Below are 16296 nucleotides of genomic sequence, written 5' to 3'. Positions count from 1 at the left end.
ATATCGGCGTCACCTCGCAGGAGGAATTCACATGGTTTCACGCAGGAAATTGGCGCTTTATTTTCTCGTCGCGCTGGCGCTCGCCGGCGCATACGACGCGTTGCGTAACCTGCCCGTGCTGAGCGGTTGTAATTTCTACTCAGACTGCCCTGACAAATCTGCAACCGGCACTGCCGCCGCCCGGGATTGATGTGACCGAGAGTTCGGCGAACTGGCTGCTCTACGACGGCGAATGCCCCTTCTGCTCGCGCTATGTGGTTCACGTACGCCTGCGGGAGGCGGTTGGGCCCGTGACCTTGGCGAATGCCCGTGAGTATCCGCAGCTCGTCGATGAAGTTCGGCGGCTCGGTTACGACGTGGACGCCGGCATGGTTCTGAAATTGAACGGGCGCTACTATCATGGCGCGGATTGCATTCACGCGCTGGCGCTGTTGACGACGCCGGCTGGCTGGTTCAATCGCATCAACTCGCTCGTCTTCCGCTCGCGAGCCTTCTCCCGGTTCGCCTACCCTATTCTGCGCGCGGGACGAAATCTCACGTTGAAGCTGCTCGGGCGCTCGCGCCTGGATCAGCGCAGCGCCGCTGCCAACTCCAGTCCGGGCACATGATGGAGTTTGCCGATCTCCTGATTGGTGATATCGACGAACTCACGCGCGGCCGGCGACAGGTGTTGCCAATGCCGGAACGCCCAGCCGATGGATACGGACGGCAGGTCGACGATCGGCACAGCTTTCACCGAGCCGCTCTTTTCGAAATTGTAGGCATGGACCGCCGGCACGATGGCCTGACCCAACCCGAGCTCGACGAACAGTTTCGCCGTATCGAAATCGTCGAACACCACTTCGGCCTTCAGCTCCACGCCCCGGTGTAGCGCTGCCTGCTCGATGGCGCTGTGATGAGTGGTGCCGCCCGCGAGCCCCAGGTAGCGAATGTCTTTGAGATCCTGCAGCCGCAGTTTGCGACGTCGTGACAGTTCGTCGCTCTTGGTGGTGAGCAGGAACAGCCGTTGTTTGGCGATGGTTTTCTCGTTGATGCCGCGCGCCGGCTCGCCGGTGGTGACGAAACCCAGGTCCGCCTGACTCAGACGCAGGATCTCGAAGCACCGACGCGTCGAGCTCGCCGGCAGGAAACGCAGATTGACGCCGGGATGCTCCTTGCGAAAGCGAACCACGGCCTGTCGCATGAAATGCCGCACAGTGGTGCCGCCGGTCGTGATGGTGACCGTGTCCGACTCGCCATGCTGTAGAGCCCGCACCCGCTGCAGGCCGATCTCGATCGCATCCAGCCCTTCGAGCGCGAAGTCCTTCAGCACTTTGCCCGCCGCCGTCGGTTGAATGCCGCGCGCATGGCGTTCGAACAGCCGGATCCCCAGCTCTGCTTCGAGTCGCGCGATGTGCTGACTGACGGAGGACTGTGTCCGCTGCAGCTCGCGCGCCAGGGAGCTCATGCTGCCGGCTTCGCAGGCCGCGACCAGGATCCGAAGGTCTTCGAGTGTCATGACGGCATATAAGCATTTACTTGGATCAATGCAGAGTACCTTAGCGTTGACTAATAGCCACGTAAATGGAATCGTCACACCGACAACCGGGGGACATTGCGTGAAGGGTCAACGACTTTCGACGATGGACATCGTCGCCATGAAGCGCCGTGGCGAGCGGATTGCGGCGCTGACCGCATACGACTACACGTCGGCGCAGATGATCGACGCCGCCGGCGTTCCGTTTATTTTGATCGGCGATACCTTGGGCATGGTCGTGCAGGGTCAAGACACCACCCTGCCGGTGACGCTCGAGCAGATCATTTATCACTCACAGATGGTTGCGAGGGGCAGTCGGCGCGCCCTGCTCGTCGGCGACATGCCGTTCATGAGCTACCAGGTGTCCGTGGAGGATGCGTTACGTAACTCGGCGCGTCTGATGACCGAAGGCAAAGTCGGTGCGGTGAAAATCGAAGGTGGCATTGCCATCGCGCCGACCATCGAACGGCTGGTGAGCGTCGGCATCCCGGTCTGCGGTCACCTCGGCTTCACGCCACAATCCGTCCATGCAATGGGCGGTCCACGCATCCAGGGTAAAGAACCATCGGCGGCCGCGTCGCTCGTTGCCGATGCCAAGGCGCTCGAAGCTGCCGGAGCGTTTGCGATCGTCCTGGAGCTCGTGCCTGCAACGGTGGCTCAAGAGATTTCCCGGCGAGTATCGATTCCCACCATCGGCATCGGCGCCGGGCCGTACTGCGACGGCGAAGTGCAGGTGTTTCACGACCTGTTCGGCCTGTACACCGACTTCAAGCCGAAGCACACACGTCGTTATCTGAACGTGGCGCAGGAGATCGTGGGCGCCACTCGTCAGTTCGTCAGGGACGTTTCGGAAGGAACGTTTCCGGGCGCAGAGCAAACATCGGATCTGGGCGCGGAAGCTAAAGAGCACTTCCGCGCCTTGCTGACCGCCTGAGCCGTTACCGGACGAGTTCCTTGCCTTCCCACACCTTGCGCTCGGGTGCGCGCAGGTCGTTCACCACCATCGACTTCGTGTCGAACACCATGGTGGCGCGATTCTGAGCATCGTAGGTCGGCCACGACGGCAGGCCCTGGTGATTGGGATTGCCAGTACGGGCGAAGGCGATCCACGCCTCGCTCATCGCGTCCTCGACGGCCTTCGCACCCTGGCGCGCGTCCTTGCTCGTGGTCGCGTTACTGAAGACAAACGCGATCTCGGAACCGTGTGCCGCCTTCAGAGGTGACGCTTCGAAGTCGAAGCTGTAGACATACACCGGTGCGACTTTGGCGGCCGCCTCCGCGAGGCGGATGGTGCCGATGTGAAAGCGATTGCTGCGAATCGCGACCATGAGGTCCCACGGTGTCGCCTCGGGCCGCGACTCTTCGTAGGCGGCGATCAGCGCATCGGTGTTCTCACCGAAACTGGGCAATAGATCCTCGCGTAGCTGAGCCGCCGTCATCTTGCCCATCAAAGGATGTTCGCGAGCGTAGATGGCATGCTCGTCTTTGTTCGACCCAACCATGATGGGAATGCCACGCGCGGTCGCCGCAGCCACCGGCTCGAACATGTCCCTGGGCAAGTAAGTCTCGTCCACGACGGGGCCGAACTCCGGATCGGTGCGACCGGTTGTCGTGACCGCGGCAAGCAGCTTCTCCATCGGTACGGCCTGCAGATCGGCGGTGCTCGTGACGCCCAGCTTCGCCATCACGGTCTGTGCGTTCGACAACGCGGTCTTGGCCGGCATGCCTCGCGTCCGCGCGCCGCTTTGGATGATGGCGCGATGGAACAAACCTTTCGCCGCGGGCACGCCAAGCAGCGTGGATACTTTCACGCCGCCGCCGGACTCACCGAAGATCGTCACGTTCTGCGGATTGCCGCCGAAGGCCGCGATGTTGTCGCGTACCCACTCCAGCGCGAGCTGCATGTCCTGCACGCCGACGTTGCCGGAGCTGGCGAATTGCTTGCCGCCGAGATGGACCAGATGCAGGTAGCCGAACACGTTCAGGCGGTGATTGATGGTGACGACGACGGCATCGCCCCGCCTCGCCAGGCGCGCGCCGTCATAGAGCGGCTCGGAGCCCGCGCCGGCATAGAAGCCGCGGCCATGCAGCCACACCATGACGGGACGGTTGCCGCCGGCCTCGATCGATGGCGTCCAGACGTTGAGCACCAGGCAATCTTCACTGATGGGCAACTGCTCGCCCGCCGTGGTCGTGCGCCGTCCGGGCTCGCCGGCCTGTGGACAGACCGGGCCGAACTTCAATGCGTCTTTGACTGCCGACCATCTTGGGACCCGGGTCGACGGTTTGAAGCGCGCCGCGCCTTCGGTCGAGCGACCGTAGTGGATGCCCTTGAATACATACACAGCCGGATCCTGCAGTTGGGCGCCACGCAGCTGCCCTTCCGCCGTTCGAACGATTGGCTCATCGGCACGTGCGGCCGCGAAGCACAGCAACGCACTCACGAACACGGGAAACCAGCGCCCCCGCCGACACACAGTCCTCATGTGCAGTCCCTCGATTTCCAAACGGATCAGAGCTTCATTGCCGCCTGCATGGCCGCGCGTCGCGGCCCCAGCGGGTCGTCTACGATCACACTCGAATCGTTCAGCACCAGCGTGGCACGTTGTGTCGCCGTGTACGGTGTCCACTTTGGCAGCTTGGCTGTGTTGGGGTCGCCCGAGCGGGCAAATGCAATCCATGCATCGCTCATCTTGTCGGCTAGCGCGGCGGCTCGGGGGCCGCCGCCCGTGAAGTTGGCCGACTGCTCGGTGCGATCGAAGACGAACGAAATCTCCAGCGCGTGCGGGGATTTCAGCCGGCCACCCTGCACCGGCGTCTCCCAGGTGAAGTAATAGCAGTGCACCGGCGCTTTGCCGAGCGCGGCACGGCGATCGGCGATGGTCATGATGGGCGCGCAGTATCGCTGGTCGCTGATCATCAGGAAGAACAATTCGGAGGGCGTCGCCTTGGGCTCGGCCTTGCGATAAGCGGCGAGCACGGTCTGCGCCTGGTCGCCCAGCAGACCTCTGGCGCGCGTCTGCAAACCTGCTTCGTCGAGCTTGAACGCCGCCAGATCGCCGGCGAGCTGCAAGGTCATTTCGGTGCGGTTCGTGCCGATGATCAACGGCACATCGGCCATCAACGCCGACGCCTGCGGATGGAACGGATGCTGAGGCAGCACCTTGCCCTCCACGACCGGCGCGAAACCGTTCGTGGTGTGGGCCAGCTGATGCCTGCGGCTGATGACGTGATAAGCGCGCATCAACTGATCGATGGGCATTTCCTGCAGCTTGCGGACGTCGGTGCGAGCGATCTGCAGCTCATCGAGCAGCAATTCGGCGATACGAGTCGCATCTTCCTGCGAGACGACTTTAATCGTCGGCCCGCTCTGGATCACGGCACGATGGAACAGACCTTTGGCGTCGGGCATGGCGAGCAAGGTGCCGACCTTACGGCCGCCGCCGGACTCGCCAAAGATCATCACGCGATTGGGATCGCCGCCGAAGTTCTCGATGTTCTCGCGGACCCAGCGCAACGCCTGAACGATATCCAGCATGCCGACGTTGCCCGTGCTCGCGTAGTCGGCGCCACCGACGCCGCCCAGATAAGCGAAGCCCGCGACATTCAAGCGGTGATTGATGCTGACCACCACCACGTCCCCACGTTTGCAAAGTTGGGTTCCATCGTAGCCGGGCGAGGATCCCGAACCTGCGGTGAATCCGCCGCCGTGAATCCAGAACATCACGGGCCGCTTGCCGCCATCGCGCAGGCCGCGCGTCCATACGTTGAGCACCAGGCAATCTTCGCTCTCGGGCCGGTCGCTCAGCTCGCCGATGAGCGCTGCGACGGCGCTGCCGCCTCGTGGAGCCGCGGGATCCCTTTGTGGCGTGCTGGGCCCGTAGTCGAACGCGTCACGCACGCCGGTCCATGGCGACGGCGGCTGCGGTGGCATGAAACGATTGCGGCCGCCGGTGGGTGCGCCATAGGGCACGCCTTTGAATACGTGCACGCCTTCGCTCGTCACTCCTCTGACCTTGCCAGCGCGGGTCTCGGCGACGGGCGCCGAGTTGGCGAAAGCTCTCGAGGTTGGCAGCGCCCCCGCGACGAGCGCCGTGCTCAGAGTCAATCCGTTCGCGATGATGTGCCGCCGCGATACCTTGCCGATCATGGTCCCCCCTCGATCCGGCGTTTCTTGATATGCGAGCATAGTAACCCTGGCGCCAGCGCGAGGACGCGCCGACAATGTCAAGAAAGGTGTCCGCCTCTTCCCGGTCGAAAACTAACGTTCCAACATGACCCTGCCCAAACGCGCCATCGCCGCCCGCTTTTTGCCGGACCGATATCGTTACTGGTATTCGCTGAGCAAACTTGCGATGGATCCGCTGTACGACGCGGTGCCTGGCGCCTTTCGCAATCAGTCGGAGCCGGTGCTGGATCTGGGCTGCGGAATTGGCTTGCTGCTGCACTGTCTGCGCGCCAGCGGGCGTCAACTGCCCTATATCGGCGTGGATACGGACGCCGTGAAAATCGAAGCAGCGCGCGCCGCTTCGGCCGTTGGCTGTCACGACGATGCGAAGTTCCAGGTCTGTGACTTGAGCGTCCAGTTCCCGGAGCATCGGGGCAGCGTCGCTCTGCTGGATGTCCTGCAATACCTGCCACGACAGGCGCAGGGAACATTGCTGTCGCAGGCGGCGGAATGTGTCAGCAAGGAAGGCCAGCTGGTGATTCGCACCGGACTCGCCGACGGCACCTGGCGCAGCGCCATGACCCGGGTGACCGACCGCTTCGGGCATTGGGTGGGCTGGATGAAAACATCGTTCAAAGCTCAGCCCAGCGCGCAGGAGTTGCGCGCCGGGCTTCGCCGTCATGGCCTGCAGGCCGAGTTCCAGCCGCTTTGGGGCCGGACGCCCTTCAACAATTGGCTGGTGGTCGCGCGCCGCGCGTGACTGCAATCACGGGTAGATCTCGAATTCCTTGAGCCCGTAGTTGCGCGTCGTCGTGCCCCACTTGAGCGCAAACACGCGGACATGTCGGCTCACGCCACTCAGCCCGCGAATATCGTCCACACCGCCGTCGCCACTCGTCGTCCGATAGATCGTGGCCCAGTTGTTCGGGCTCACCTGGGTCTGAATCATGTATTCCGACGCATGGGCGCCATCCCAGGTCAGCCGCACGCGAGAGATCGCATAGTTCTGCCCGAGGTCGACGTAGATCCATTGTTTCTCCGTGCCAACGGCGCTGCGCCAGCTGGTCGCAGTGCTGCCGTCCGTGACTTGCGCGGCGCTATAGGTGCTGCTGTACGTCGAGCTCGGATAGGCCCGCCTGCCCTTCGCGAGGTTGATGGGAGATTCGGCGACGGCGAGTATCCTGCCGAAGTCTTTCCAGCCATTCGCCTCGAGGGGGCGCTCGCCACTCAGGAACGTGAGTCGATCGCTGCCGCTGGCCTGCGGCCAGATCTCGATCACTTCGAGCTCCAGACCGCGGTTCACGCCGGCGGCAAGGCGCTCGCCGAGATACAACGGGTAGTCCCCTTCATCGACTGGACCGCCGCCGTTGCGTGTCACGCCGAAGTTGCCAGTGCCCGTTTCGGACAGTGCAAAACGTTTGCTCCGGGCCATCGCGAACTCGATGGCAGCCGGCAGGCCCCACCCTCGCTTCGGATTCCAGTAGTCGGCCGCTGGATAATCCCAGATGACACGACGATTGGCCGCATTGGCGAGCCAGTCGGCGAGCGTCACATTCTGGCCGCTGCTCCAATCGTGATACGCCGTCTTGTCGCGCGAGCGGGTCGGATTCCAGATGGGGCTGTAATGAGTCGGTGCGACGATGTCGACGTACGCATCGCCCGGATAACTGCTCTCCTCGCTCACACCATAGTTGGCATAGGAAGCCGTGGGACTCCACATGGTTTCGATGACCATGCCGTGAGCATTCGCGTAAGCATGCGCCAGATCGGCGACGTGCCGCCACGCGGCGATATAAGCCGCACGTGTTGCTTCGTTACGCACGCGCCAGCCATACCAGTTGCCGTTCTGTTCCCAACCGATGCGCAAATAGATTTTGCGAAAGCCCTGGTTCTTGAAGGCGTCGAGAATGGCCGGCCACACGCGATAGCGGCCGGCGGCGGGATTTTCGACATCGTATTTGCCGGCGGCGACGTCGTTCATCATCGCGACCGCGGCCGATTCGCTGTACACGCCGCGATTCGGATCGCCTTCGGGCAGGTTCAGTTGAAACACCGTGGGGTCGTCGGTCAGACCGACGCTGACGATGGGAATCAGATTGGGCCGCCCCTCGGCGTCGAGGCGGTTCAGATGCTCGACCGAGCACAGCTCGGCCAGATTGCCCGCCGCCCACGCGGCGTTGTTACGCCACTTCGGATCGTAAGTGCCGGGGCTCCAGATGGGCTCGCGATAATCGACGAACACATTGGTGGAGTTCGGGATCTGCTGAACCTTCTCGACGAAGGATCGATACTGAGGCGCCGCGATCGCGGGCGTCGCCTCGCCAACAAAAAAGCCGAGCTTGTCGAACTGCTGCGCCTGGGCCGCCACCGCGCCCGTCAACATCCACAACCCCAGCAACCGTGCTGCTGCTCTCAAGGTGATCTCCTTCAGGTGCTGGCCCGCGAGTCATTCACGGGCTCCTTACGCGAATCGACTGTTCGCGTGCACAGGATCGGCCCGGCGAGGCAGGTTGTTGATGAGCCCGACTTCCAAATTCAGACCGGCAAAGCGGGCGATGGCGCTTCAGTGTTTTCCTTGAGTGCCCTACGTGAGTTGCCCAACTCGTGCTCGATCAAACGCAGCACCGCGGCTTCGTGCGGACGAAGATAGAAATGTCCGCCGCTGAACCAATGTAGTGCAAAGCTTGCGAGGGTTTCGTTGCGCCAGGTGACGAGTTGGTCCAGTCGGATCTCGTCATCGCGTCCCGCCAGCACTCGCAACGGAACAGGCAGGCGTGCTGGAGCGCGATAGTGGAAGCTGTTGATCACGACGTAGTCGGCCGCGAGCGTATCCAGCGCCGGACGCAGCATCTCCGGACATTCGAACACTTCTTCGGGGACGCCGCCGTAATGACGCAGGTCACGTATCAGGGCGTCGTCGTTGTCACGCCCGGTAAAGCGCCAGCGGTCACTGGCCGGACTCGGACTTGCGGATACAAACATCATCGATGGCGGCGGTCGATGACATCGATGTAACAATGCGGCCATCCCATACGCGAGCAGCCCGCCCATGCTATGCCCGAACAAGGCGTAGGGACTTTCGAGCACGCGCGCATGCTCCAAACAGAGCTGCTCCACTAACGCGTCGAAGTCCCTGCTGAACGGTTCGAAGGCGCGCGCGCCACGACCGGGCAGTTCGACCGGAACCACTCGAATCCAGCTCGGCGCACGCAAGCGCCAGCGCTCATACATCGTGGCGCTGGCGCCTCCGCAGGGAAGACACAGCAATGCAACCTTGCTGTCGAGGTTCATGCCCCAGGGGACGACCCGGCCGTGGCCGCCTCGTTCGACTGAGCCTCCGCCGCGGTCTTCTTCGCGTGTTCTTCCATCCAGATCCGCAGCGATTTGGGACGCATGTCCGTCCAAACTTTGCCGACATAGTCGAGGCAGGTCTTTTTATCGCCAGCGACGCCCGTATCGGTCCAGCCGCGCGGGACCTCCATGCCGTCCAGCCACAGCGAATATTGTTCTTCCTCGTTCACCAGCACGCGGAACTTGCCATTCTCATCGTCGAACCCACCAGCCATGGTGCACCCCTCCGGATTGGCTACGTCGATAACCGCGCGATGCTAGCGGGGGAAGCACAAGGAGGTTCGGTTGGTTCGATGGCGGCGTTGCCTTCCGGGAGGCGCAGGAACGCGCAGCTCCAGGATTTGCCGTGTGGAAACGGCTATGAGGCGCGCCAGGACCGCATCACCCGGGTGATGGCTCTGGCACGGATTGTTGGTTGGTTCAGTCGCGCTGCGCGTGCAAACAACTACGCACGATCATTCGAAACCCAGGGATCATTTGATGCCGGCGATGCCCAGATTGATCCAGCCGTGATCGTGCCCGCGGACCTGCGAGTGCTGCAGACGTTCGACGTTGCGACAGCCCGCATTCTTCAGCGCCTGCTCGAGGTAGCGGTACGAGAACACGGCCAGGTGCCAGTTGGGATGGCCAAGCGTGCCCACGCCGTCTCCGTACGAGAAAATGCGCCCGGACGCCCAGCGGCACGCGTCCTTCTGCTCGTTGAAGCGATACCAGCCATCCTGCTCGTAGTCGCGTGAGTGCCGCTCTTCCGCCTCGACGAAGGCTTTGCAGATCTTGAGCCCGTCGGGCACCCAGATCTCCAGCCGTCCGCCCGGCGCGACGATGCGCACCCATTCGGCCAGCACCTCTTCGGTGTTGTACCAGGGGATGTGCTCCAGGATGTGGCTCGCATACACCACTTCGAAGGCGCCGTCCGCAAACGGCAGTCGCTTGGCGGCGTCCCACAGATAATCGACGTTGGACGCGGGAATGACGTTGAGCGTCTCGAAGCCGTCGATGCGTTGATCGCCGGGACCGATCTCGAGTTTGCGGTGCTGTCGGGAGCGACGGCTGACGAGGTGCGCCGGGGTCAACACCAGCTTGTGAAGCAGGGTGAGCGGCAGATTGACGATGCGTTGACCGGCGAAGAACGCGCGCTTGGCGGCGGGACGAAAGCGGGACGGGACCAGGGACTGGAGTGCGTTCAAACAGCTTCCTCCGATAATGCAGCGACACGGTCGCGGCCGGCCGACGCGGCCCGCCATTGATGTGTCCACTCTCTTAAGGTGGAAGAACGCGACCTCGTCTGCATAAATTGCACGACGCTGCCGCGCTCACGGCTAGTGTACAGCAATCGGTCACATTAGAAATAAAGTACGTATCATTGCCGCGAACGCGACAATTTATTTTGCCCGTGTGACCGCTGCGTGACGGCGGCTGGCGACAGCGGAGTTTTCAGCAAGGTCGTGGGCAATTCTTTACTGTCGCCCTGGCAATCTTCCTAGGGCGGTGCGCTACGATAGTCGCCCCAATCTCGACGTTCGGTCGGTGCCCGAGCTCATGCGAACAACAACTATGGCGGTGCTGCTCGCCTGCTTCGTACTGCATGCCGGTTGCAGCGACCCGTCCCCCGCTCCCGCTGCAACTGCTACAGCAGCCGGCTTCGACACCTCCATCGATACCCGACAGCTGATGAGCTGGGTGATCGATCCGAGCGCCAAAGTGGTGTTCGGCGCGGTCGCCACCATCGTGACCGAGGACGGCGAGGAACACGTGCAGCCGCGCACCGATGAGGAATGGAACAACATTCGTAGTCATGCGGCCATGGTGCTCGAGTCGGGCAACCTGCTGCTGCTCGAAGGGCGAGCGCACGCCTCGCAGATTCAAGATCCGCAGGACTGGACCGCCAAAGCTCGCGCCATGAGCGCAGCGGCGCGTACTGCGATCGAGGCTACGGATGTCAAAGATCCAGAGGCGTTGTTTGCGGCCGCTGGCGAGATCTACCAGACCTGCACGGACTGTCATTCCAAGTTCATCTTCACGCCCGAGCCCACGGGCGAGTAACGAGCATGCGTCGGCTGATCTCACTGTTGCTGTTTGTGACCTGCTGCGCGCTCGGCGGCCATGCGCTGGCCCACGGAATCCCGCCCGAAGACCAGGCGTTGCTGCAAAACGCGACAGGTGTGCAGCTGTTGCCGTTCATCTATCTCGGCGCGAAGCACATGGTCACGGGCTATGACCATCTGCTGTTTCTGGTGGGTGTCATTTTCTTTTTGTATCGGCCACGCGAGGTGGTGGCGTATGTCACATTGTTCGCCATCGGTCACAGCGTCACGCTGCTATATGGCGTGCTCAGCGGGCTCGCGGTCGATCCCTACCTGATCGACGCCATCATCGGCTTTTCGGTGGTCTATAAGGCGCTCGACAACCTGGGCGCGTTCCAGCGCTGGTTCGGCGTGCAGCCCAACACCAAGGCGGCGGTGCTGATCTTCGGGTTCTGTCACGGCTTCGGGCTCGCCACCAAGCTGCAGGATTTCAGTCTGTCGGCCGACGCACTGGTGCCGAACATGCTCGCCTTCAACGTGGGTGTGGAGATCGGTCAGGTGCTCGCGCTGAGCGCCATCCTGATCGTGATGACCTACTGGCGAGCCGCGCCCTCATTCAAGCGTCATGCGACGGCGGCCAATGTTTTGTTGATGGCGGCGGGCTTCGTGCTCGTGGCCTATCAGCTCACGGGTTATTTCGGAGCCCAGGGCGAACGGCTCGCCAACGACATCATGCATGCCCATCCGCGCAAGCATCGTTCGGCGCGCATCGAGATCGAAGTCAAGCCGCGTGAGGAGCTCGAGTACAAAGCGAAGCTCGCGGCTGGCGAGCCGATGCTGTACTCGTGGGGCACTGAAGGCGGCGCCGTTTATTACGAATTTCACGGCGAGCCCACCGAGGGCGCATGGCCCGAGGGCTACTTTCGCAGCTACGAGACGGTCCAGAGCAGCCAGACCGCGCACGGTTCCTTCGTGGCGCCGTTCACCGGCATGCACGGCTGGTACTGGCGCAATCTCGGCGACACGCCGCTGACCATCGTCTTGGAGGTCAGCGGCTACTACACCAAGCTGGGGCGGATCGAGGGCGGCGCTACGCCTTAGCCGGCGTCGTCCAGGGCAACGTGTCCAGATCGAGGTTGCCGCCGGTGAGAATGATGCCGATGCGTCGCCCGGGAAGATCGAGCTGACCATCCACGAGCGCGCCGTAGCCCACCGCGCCGGACGGCTCGACGATGATCTTCAGCACTTCCCAGATCGCGCGCATGGCATGGAGGATCTCATTCTCCGAGACCGTCACGATGCCATCGACGTGGAGTTGGATCTGTTCGAAGGTGAGCTCGCCCAGCGACGAGCGCAGACCATCGGCAATCGTGTTCGGCGATGTGCTTGGAATGATGTGGCCCGCGGCCAGCGATCGTGCAGCGTCATCCGCACCCTGAGGCTCGACGCCGAGCACGCGAATTTCTGGATTGATGCTCTTGACGGCGACGGAGACGCCGCTGATCAATCCGCCGCCGCCCACCGGACAAAGAATGTCCGTGAGATCGGGCACGTCTTCCAGCAACTCCAGCGCGGTCGTGCCCTGCCCGGCCATGACACGGACATCGTTGTACGGATGGACGAACGTCGCGCCGGTGCGCTCCACGACGCTTTGGGCGGTGCTCTCTCGCGCCGTCATGGTCGGCTCGCACTGGATCACTTCGGCGCCATAGCGACGCACCGAGGCAAGCTTGGCCTGCGGTGAATTCGAAGGCATCACGATATAGGCCGGAATGCCGCGCAGTTTGGCCGCACGGGCCAGGGCCGCGGCATGATTGCCGGAGGAATGCGTCACCACGCCGCGTCGGGCTTGCTCATCTGAAAGCAGAGCGACCGCGTTGGTCGCGCCACGCGCCTTGAACGCGCCGATCTTCTGCAGGTTCTCACATTTGAAGAACAGCTGGGCGCCGGCCTTCTCGTTGAGCGCGGCGCTGGTCATGACCGGCGTGCGATGAATGCGATCCTTGATGCGCGTGTGCGCGGCGCGGATATCCGCCAGGGTCAGAGTCATTGGCATCCCCATCCGATGGCGCAAGTTCAAAAGAAGGCGCCGGTGCGTGCCATTATAAGCCGATGGCGCATCAGCGCAGCAGGTTCACCGACAGCGTGATGATCAGCGCATTGGTGAAGTCGATGAAGAAGCCGCCGACGATGGGCACCACGAGAAACGCGCGCGGCGCGATTCCATAGCGTTCGACCACCGAGCGCATGACCGCCATGGCGTTCGCGGTCGTGCCGAGCATGACGCCCGCGAAACCGCCGCTCATCACCGCCGCGTCGTAATCCTTGCCCATGAGCCGGAAGATCGGCCCGATGCAGATCAGCGCGACCAGCGCCGTTTGCAGAATCAGGTTGATCAGCAAGGGCCAGGCGAGATTCACTAGCTTCAGCAGATCGAGCGTCATCAACGCCATCGCCAGAAACAACGACAGCGCCACCGCGCCGATCGTGTCGATGGCTCGATGCGGCAGCTTCAGCCAGCCGGTCGCGTCATCGAGATTCCTCAAAATCGCGCCCACGACGAGCGCGCCGATGTAGGCCGGCATCGTGACATCGGCTCGCTCGATGAGATGGCTGACGCCCGAGCCCAACCACATGGCCACGAGCACGAAGGCGAGGCTCTTCAGGGCGGCATAGCTCCTGTCGGCAGGTGGCTCGGGGTCAGCGACGACCGCCATCGACGACACGTTCTCCGCGCTCGATTCGCTACCGGTACGAAGTTTGTGGCGCTCCACCAGAAATGTCGCGAGCGGCGCGCCCAAGACGCTCCCCAGCACGATGCCGCCCATGGCTGTGGCGAGCGCAATCGAGCCTGCCCCTGCAACGCCTGCTTCCTCGAACAACGGTGCGAACGCCATGCCCGTGGCTGGGCCGCCGGCCAGCGTGACTGCGCCCGTCAACGTTCCAAACAGCGGCGGCAGACCGAACATCGTCGCAACGCCCGCGCCCAGAATGTTTTGCAGCACTGCCAGCACCGAGCAAGCGAGCAGAAATGACAACACCTGCGGCCCGCCCACGCGCAATAGCCGATAGCTCGCGGCGAAGCCGATGCTGGTGAAGAACGCGATCATTAACGGTCGCTGCAAGGTGGTGTCGAACTCGAGCGGCTCGGGCGCAAGCGCACGATGCGCGAGCACGACGATGGACATGGCGAGGCCGCCGATGACCGGTGCGGGAATGTTCAGTCGATACAGGATGGGAACGGCAGCGCGGGCTCGATAGCCCAGAAATAACAGCAGGCTGGCCAGCGCGGTGGTTTCAATGAGGCCCAGCTTCATGGTGGGCGAATACTGCCATCGCAACGGCCGGCTCACAAAAAAAGAAGGCCGCTCACCAGGAGCGGCCCTTTCAACGACCGGCAACGCGACCGGGTTTTAAAGCTTGCACTCAGTCTCTGGCACGCCGCTTACGCGCTCCCACTTGTAAGCGGTGGCGGGTTCGCCTCGGGGCGAATATTCGATGCGCAGCTGCTCGCCGTTCCGGCGCACGGTCATCGCCATATTCTTGGTGCGCTCACGCTGCAGATCCAACGGATCGACGAATTCGAGCACTTCATCGCCATCGCGCAAACCGGCGGCTGCGGCGGCGCTGCCCTTGACCAGCCCTTTCACGATCTTCGGCTGGCCGTTGAGCGAGGCATTATCGAAACCCAGGACGTACGGCCGCTCCGGATGCTTCACGACCTTGAAGCAAGGAGCGAAGCTGCCCTTCGGCGGCACGACGATCTTGCCCGCGACCATATCGTCATAGTCGCGCTTGGCCTGGGGACCGATCTCGGCGGTCAGCCGCTGCACCCATTCGTCGATCGACGGCGGCGCGCCCGCTTTCTTGGTTTCGAACATCGGCACCGCCAGGTCGTCCAGGCTGCGCTTGCCGCCCGACTTGGCGCGGATCTGAGCATCGACCTTCGCGAGATACATGAAGCCGCGGCCATAGGGCACGCGTTGCGCGCCCCAGTCGCTCCAGAAGATTTTCGCTGCTTCCCGATTGGTCAGCCGCACATAAGGATTGGTGTAATAGCCGGCTGCGCGGTCGTTCACTTCTTTCTGGAACTGCTCGAGCGTGGTGACGCCGGCGCGATGTGACAGCAGGATGGAGTAATACTCCGCCGCGCCTTCCGAATACCACGCGGTGTCCCCGTGGTCGCCCGACATCGCGGGCCAGTTGTGCGTCATCTCGTGAGCCAGCAACGATTGCAGACTGTCGAGCGTCGGCGCGGTCGATTCGCTCCAACCGAACGTAAATGAGCGCGCGAGCGCCGTGCCGCCATTGCCGTGATTGAAGTTCTTGCGGATGAAGACGCGATACGGCTGGCCCTCGTCATGGAAGAACTTGGACATGTAGCCGTACAGATGTTGAATGCCGCGCGCCAGTTGATCGGTGTCGACCGGAGGCTGCACCAGCCAATACATGCCGAATTCAGGCGTAGGTTGTGCGGGGAAGCTGTTCAGCGGACCCGCGGCGTAGAAGCTGAAAGCCACGGTCGCGGCGGGAACGGTCGCCTCGACATCGCCCTCGCCCAGGCTCCATACCCCGCGTGAGCCCGGCGCCACCGCCGATAGATCCCACTTCAGGCTGACGCGATAGGGAAAGGTCGTGTCCGGCACCGGAATGAATGTGACGCCGGCGCCCGTCATGCCGCCGCCATTGGCGCGCAGATCGAACAACGGACCATTGCGGGTCGTCGGTGTGATCTCCCGAGGCGGCGCGCGGAATGTGATGACGACATCGCCCTGAGTGGCGCGCGTAGCAAGCCAGCGTCGCTCGTTCATCGTCGGTGTGGGCGGATCGTCTTTGATGGTGAGCGGCAGATCGCCGGCATCGTCGCGCGCCTCGAGTGCGTCGCCGTCGTAGCGAGCCGTCGGTATCGAAACGACCAGGACAGGCATCTTCACCAGCGTCTCGCCGGCGGCAACCTTGGGCGCTTCGAGGGTCATCCGGCCTTCGACGTAGTCGAAGTCGCCCTCGGTGGCGTGCGGCTTGAGCTCGAGCTTCAATGCGGGAGGCGGCGTTTCGCTTTGAGCCCCCGTCAGGCCCGGCAGCAGACCGCCCATCAATGCGAGCGACCAGCTGAGCCACCGGCCGTGTCCCGTGAACCGCATGCGTTTCCTCCCTTTGCGTGGCTCGACATTTTGCGGAACCACCGCGGAATTATCCTTTCGAAATCGCCGACCGCGGCGCACGCGGATGAATTGTTC

The 16296-nt window shown here is 63.0% G+C and carries 15 protein-coding genes and 1 pseudogene; 6 read left to right on the top strand and 10 right to left on the bottom strand.

Features of this window, described 5'->3' with window-relative positions:
- Positions 1-31: 31 nt before the first annotated feature.
- Both VGD45_RS20930 and VGD45_RS20925 read left to right on the top strand, forming a co-directional pair.
- Positions 32-190 carry a hypothetical protein gene (locus VGD45_RS20930; protein ID WP_331157293.1) on the top strand — a complete coding sequence of 53 codons (159 nt, stop codon included), beginning with the start codon at positions 32-34 and terminating at the stop codon, positions 188-190.
- Position 191: 1 nt separating this feature from the next.
- Positions 192-608: a DCC1-like thiol-disulfide oxidoreductase family protein gene (locus VGD45_RS20925; protein ID WP_331157292.1), complete on the top strand. Its 417-nt coding sequence runs from the start codon at positions 192-194 to the stop codon at positions 606-608.
- Here the strand turns inward: VGD45_RS20925 and VGD45_RS20920 are convergent.
- On the bottom strand, positions 569-1498 hold the full coding sequence (locus VGD45_RS20920; RefSeq protein ID WP_331157291.1) for a LysR family transcriptional regulator: 930 nt from the start codon (positions 1496-1498) through the stop codon (positions 569-571). The two genes, VGD45_RS20925 and VGD45_RS20920, sit on opposite strands and share 40 nt — an antisense overlap.
- Before the next feature lie 124 nt (positions 1499-1622).
- Between VGD45_RS20920 and panB the strand changes: the two genes are divergently transcribed.
- Entirely contained in the window at positions 1623-2450 is an 828-nt protein-coding gene (gene panB, locus VGD45_RS20915) for a 3-methyl-2-oxobutanoate hydroxymethyltransferase (RefSeq protein ID WP_349263327.1), read from the top strand.
- A 4-nt stretch (positions 2451-2454) separates the two neighbouring features.
- Here the strand turns inward: panB and VGD45_RS20910 are convergent, their stop codons facing one another.
- A complete protein-coding gene (locus VGD45_RS20910) occupies positions 2455-4002 on the bottom strand; it encodes a carboxylesterase/lipase family protein (protein WP_331157289.1) in 1548 nt (515 codons plus the stop codon).
- 26 nt (positions 4003-4028) lie between these two features.
- Positions 4029-5666 carry a carboxylesterase/lipase family protein gene (locus tag VGD45_RS20905; RefSeq protein WP_331157288.1) on the bottom strand — a complete coding sequence of 546 codons (1638 nt, stop codon included), beginning with the start codon at positions 5664-5666 and terminating at the stop codon, positions 4029-4031.
- Positions 5667-5790: 124 nt separating this feature from the next.
- Here VGD45_RS20905 and VGD45_RS20900 point away from each other — a divergent pair, with 124 nt between their 5' ends.
- Positions 5791-6444: a class I SAM-dependent methyltransferase gene (locus tag VGD45_RS20900; RefSeq protein WP_331157287.1), complete on the top strand. Its 654-nt coding sequence runs from the start codon at positions 5791-5793 to the stop codon at positions 6442-6444.
- 6 nt (positions 6445-6450) lie between these two features.
- Here the strand turns inward: VGD45_RS20900 and VGD45_RS20895 are convergent, their stop codons facing one another.
- The 4 genes from VGD45_RS20895 to VGD45_RS20880 all read right to left on the bottom strand — a co-directional run bounded on the left by VGD45_RS20895 (position 6451) and on the right by VGD45_RS20880 (position 10222).
- Complete coding sequence (locus VGD45_RS20895) at positions 6451-8100, bottom strand: discoidin domain-containing protein (RefSeq protein ID WP_331157286.1); 1650 nt, start codon at positions 8098-8100, stop codon at positions 6451-6453.
- A gap of 119 nt (positions 8101-8219) precedes the next feature.
- The gene (locus VGD45_RS20890) at positions 8220-8975 is read right to left on the bottom strand and encodes a thioesterase II family protein (protein ID WP_331157285.1); all 756 of its coding nucleotides are present in this window, start codon (positions 8973-8975) and stop codon (positions 8220-8222) included.
- Entirely contained in the window at positions 8972-9250 is a 279-nt protein-coding gene (locus VGD45_RS20885) for an MbtH family protein (protein WP_331157284.1), read from the bottom strand. Before VGD45_RS20885 ends, VGD45_RS20890 begins: the two co-directional genes overlap by 4 nt.
- Positions 9251-9508: 258 nt before the next feature.
- Complete coding sequence (locus tag VGD45_RS20880; RefSeq protein WP_331157283.1) at positions 9509-10222, bottom strand: class I SAM-dependent methyltransferase; 714 nt, start codon at positions 10220-10222, stop codon at positions 9509-9511.
- Positions 10223-10574: 352 nt separating this feature from the next.
- On the opposite strand from VGD45_RS20880, the gene VGD45_RS20875 reads away from it, so the two are divergent.
- Together VGD45_RS20875 and VGD45_RS20870 are read left to right on the top strand one after the other, a co-directional pair.
- Positions 10575-11078 (top strand): cytochrome c, encoded by a 504-nt coding sequence (locus VGD45_RS20875; RefSeq protein WP_331157282.1) that lies wholly within the window; start codon positions 10575-10577, stop codon positions 11076-11078.
- A 5-nt stretch (positions 11079-11083) separates the two neighbouring features.
- A pseudogene (locus VGD45_RS20870) lies at positions 11084-11758 on the top strand (HupE/UreJ family protein); the annotation flags it as partial.
- 391 nt (positions 11759-12149) lie between these two features.
- Here VGD45_RS20870 and VGD45_RS20865 read toward each other — a convergent pair.
- The 3 genes from VGD45_RS20865 to VGD45_RS20855 all read right to left on the bottom strand — a co-directional run bounded on the left by VGD45_RS20865 (position 12150) and on the right by VGD45_RS20855 (position 16200).
- Complete coding sequence (locus VGD45_RS20865) at positions 12150-13109, bottom strand: pyridoxal-phosphate dependent enzyme (RefSeq protein ID WP_331157281.1); 960 nt, start codon at positions 13107-13109, stop codon at positions 12150-12152.
- Positions 13110-13179: 70 nt separating this feature from the next.
- A complete protein-coding gene (gene gltS, locus VGD45_RS20860) occupies positions 13180-14376 on the bottom strand; it encodes a sodium/glutamate symporter (RefSeq protein WP_331157280.1) in 1197 nt (398 codons plus the stop codon).
- Positions 14377-14472: 96 nt separating this feature from the next.
- Positions 14473-16200 carry a hypothetical protein gene (locus VGD45_RS20855; protein WP_331157279.1) on the bottom strand — a complete coding sequence of 576 codons (1728 nt, stop codon included), beginning with the start codon at positions 16198-16200 and terminating at the stop codon, positions 14473-14475.
- Between the last annotated feature and the right edge of the window lie 96 nt (positions 16201-16296).

Origin of the sequence: Steroidobacter sp., from assembly GCF_036402275.1 — a bacterium.
GTDB lineage: Bacteria > Pseudomonadota > Gammaproteobacteria > Steroidobacterales > Steroidobacteraceae > Steroidobacter.
This window is presented reverse-complemented; position numbering and strand designations above follow the sequence as displayed.

Coding starts and splice junctions, on each gene's coding strand:
- VGD45_RS20930 (WP_331157293.1), top strand. CDS start 32: ATGGTTTCACGCAGGAAATTGGCGCTTTATTTTCTCGTCGCGCTGGCG.
- VGD45_RS20920 (WP_331157291.1), bottom strand. CDS start 1,498: ATGACACTCGAAGACCTTCGGATCCTGGTCGCGGCCTGCGAAGCCGGC.
- panB (WP_349263327.1), top strand. CDS start 1,623: ATGGACATCGTCGCCATGAAGCGCCGTGGCGAGCGGATTGCGGCGCTG.
- VGD45_RS20910 (WP_331157289.1), bottom strand. CDS start 4,002: ATGAGGACTGTGTGTCGGCGGGGGCGCTGGTTTCCCGTGTTCGTGAGT.
- VGD45_RS20905 (WP_331157288.1), bottom strand. CDS start 5,666: ATGATCGGCAAGGTATCGCGGCGGCACATCATCGCGAACGGATTGACT.
- VGD45_RS20900 (WP_331157287.1), top strand. CDS start 5,791: ATGACCCTGCCCAAACGCGCCATCGCCGCCCGCTTTTTGCCGGACCGA.
- VGD45_RS20890 (WP_331157285.1), bottom strand. CDS start 8,975: ATGAACCTCGACAGCAAGGTTGCATTGCTGTGTCTTCCCTGCGGAGGC.
- VGD45_RS20885 (WP_331157284.1), bottom strand. CDS start 9,250: ATGGCTGGTGGGTTCGACGATGAGAATGGCAAGTTCCGCGTGCTGGTG.
- VGD45_RS20875 (WP_331157282.1), top strand. CDS start 10,575: ATGCGAACAACAACTATGGCGGTGCTGCTCGCCTGCTTCGTACTGCAT.
- VGD45_RS20865 (WP_331157281.1), bottom strand. CDS start 13,109: ATGACTCTGACCCTGGCGGATATCCGCGCCGCGCACACGCGCATCAAG.
- gltS (WP_331157280.1), bottom strand. CDS start 14,376: ATGAAGCTGGGCCTCATTGAAACCACCGCGCTGGCCAGCCTGCTGTTA.
- VGD45_RS20855 (WP_331157279.1), bottom strand. CDS start 16,200: ATGCGGTTCACGGGACACGGCCGGTGGCTCAGCTGGTCGCTCGCATTG.